We start from the raw sequence: 2,477 nt of genomic DNA on the forward strand, positions 1-2,477 counted from the left end.
ACCCGCTCCGATGCCCGCCGTCACGCGGCGGCGATCGGGTATCCGTTGATCATCAAGGCCCGCTCCGGCGGCGGCGGGAGAGGAATCCGCAAGGTCTTCGCCGAGGACGAACTCGAACTCGCTCTCGAACGCACCCAAGGTGAAGCGGAGCGGTCTTTCGGTGACCCGGTGGTGTTCATCGAACGTCTCGTCACCGATGCCCGCCACGTCGAAGTGCAGGTCATCGCCGACGAGCACGGCAACGTGTGGGCGCCGGGTGTGCGGGACTGCTCGATTCAGCGACGCAACCAGAAGGTCATCGAAGAATCGAGCTCACCGCTGCTGTCGAAGGAGCAGGCCGATCACCTACGGACGGTATCGAGTGAGCTGGTCCGCGCCGCCGGGTACGTCGGCGCCGGCACCGTGGAGTACCTGTATCAGCCCGAACAGAAAATCTTCACCTTCCTCGAGGTCAACACCCGCCTGCAGGTCGAACACCCCATCACCGAGTTCACCACCGGACTGGACCTGGTGAAACTACAGATCCAGGTCGCCAACGGGGAGCGTCTCGACGGCGATTGCCCACCGGAGTTCGGGCATGCGGTGGAAGCGCGCCTGAACGCCGAGGACGCCGACAACGGGTTCGCCCCGGCACCGGGCACGGTGGAGCTGCTCAAGTTCCCCCTCGGCTCCGGTCTGCGCGTCGACACCGGCATCGCCCAAGGCGATGTCATTCCCCCCGACTACGATTCCATGGTCGCCAAGATCATCGCCTGGGGCCGCGACCGCGACGAAGCATTCGCCCGGTTGCGCACCGCACTACGTGAGACGACGGTGGTCATCGACGGCGGCACCACCACCAAATCGTTCCTCCTCGGCCTGCTCGACAAGAACGAGGTGATCTCCGGATCCGCTGATACCGGGTGGCTCGACCGCACCGACGCCGGCACCCCCACCGGACCGACGACCGTCGCCGACATCGCGATCCTCGCCGCCGCCATCGATGCCTACGACAGCGCCGAAGCCCACGAGCGGGCCGCGTTCCTCGCCTCCGCCCGCGGTGGCCGCCCCCGCGCCGCACACACCATCGGCCGCACCGTCGAACTGAACTACCAAGGACAGGGCTACACCCTCGGCGTCGGACAACTCGGACCACACCGCTACCGCATCGACGGCGACATCCTCGACAGCGACAGCGGCAGCGGTGTCAGTGGCAGCGGTGAGTTGCAGGTCGACATCGAACGGCTCGGGAAGTACGAAAGCCGACTCATCCTCGGCGATCGCCGCTACCAGGTGGTCACCGTCGCCGGTGCCGCGCATTTCCTCGTCGAGGTCGACGGCATCACCCATCAGATCAGCCAGGACGAGGCCGGGCTGGTGCGTGCCCCCGCCCCCGCCGTCGTCGTCGCGGTCCCCGTCGCTGTCGGTGACGACGTCGAAGCCGGCCAGACACTGGTGGTGCTCGAGTCGATGAAAATGGAAACCGCGGTCCGCTCGCCCTACGCGGGCCGGGTCCGTGAAGTCCTCGCCTCGGTGAACGGTCAAGTCGATTCCGGTGCCGCCCTGCTGCGGGTCGATCAAGCCGGGGAGCAGAAAACCTCCACCCAGACCGAACGCGTGCAGTTCCGCACCGTAGCGGGCCCAGGCAACGAATCGGCCAGCTGCCGAGCGTTGGCACGGTTGGAAGAATTGTCCGCACTGATCACCGGATTCGATGTCAGCGCCTCCCGCGCCCGAGCATTGCTCTCCGGATACGAACAACTGCGCACCGCAGTCACCGGCGACGACACCGCCGTCGTCGAAGCAGAACTGGTCCTGCTCAACACCTTCGCCGACATCTGCGAACTCGCCCGCAACCGCCCCACCATGGACGAGGAAAACACCGACGAACGGGTCCATTCCCCCCGCGAACATTTCCACTCGTTCCTGCACTCACTCGATGTCGACATCCAAGGTCTCCCGGAAGCGTTCCGCAGCAAACTCTCCCGCGCCCTCCGCCACTACGACATCGACGACCTCGCCCGCAGTCCCGAACTCGAAGAAGCAGTCTACCGAGTCTTCCTCGCCCTGCAACGCATCGAAAACCAAGTACCGGTCATCGCCGCCCTCCTCGACCACTGGCTCGACGACTCCGCCGACAAAACCTCCGACACCGCCATCGGAGAGGTCCTCGAACGTCTCATCGTCGCCACCCAAGCCCGATACCCCGTCATCGGCGACGTCGCACGCAACCTCCGCTTCCGGTTGTTCGACGCCCCCCAAATCCGCCGCGCACGCGAACAGGTCTACGACGGAGTCCGAGGAAGCCTGCAATACCTCACCGAAAACCCCGACGCACCCGACTACGCCGCCCGCATCGACGCCCTCGTCTCCACCCCCGAACCCCTGATCGACCTCCTCGCAGCACGAATCACCGACCCCGGCGCACTCCTGGAAGTCATCACCCGCCAATACTACGAAATCCGCACCCTCGAAGACGTCAAAGCCTTCGACCGCGA

Annotated in this window: 1 protein-coding gene; it reads left to right on the forward strand. The window is 65.6% G+C overall.

All coding sequences use genetic code 11. The features are described from left to right. Positions 1 to 2,477, forward strand: a 2,477-nt coding sequence (locus KVY23_RS24765; RefSeq protein ID WP_230558528.1) for a biotin/lipoyl-containing protein, incomplete at both ends; no start/stop codon positions are given.

The organism is Rhodococcus sp. I2R (assembly GCF_020889545.1).
GTDB lineage: Bacteria > Actinomycetota > Actinomycetes > Mycobacteriales > Mycobacteriaceae > Rhodococcoides.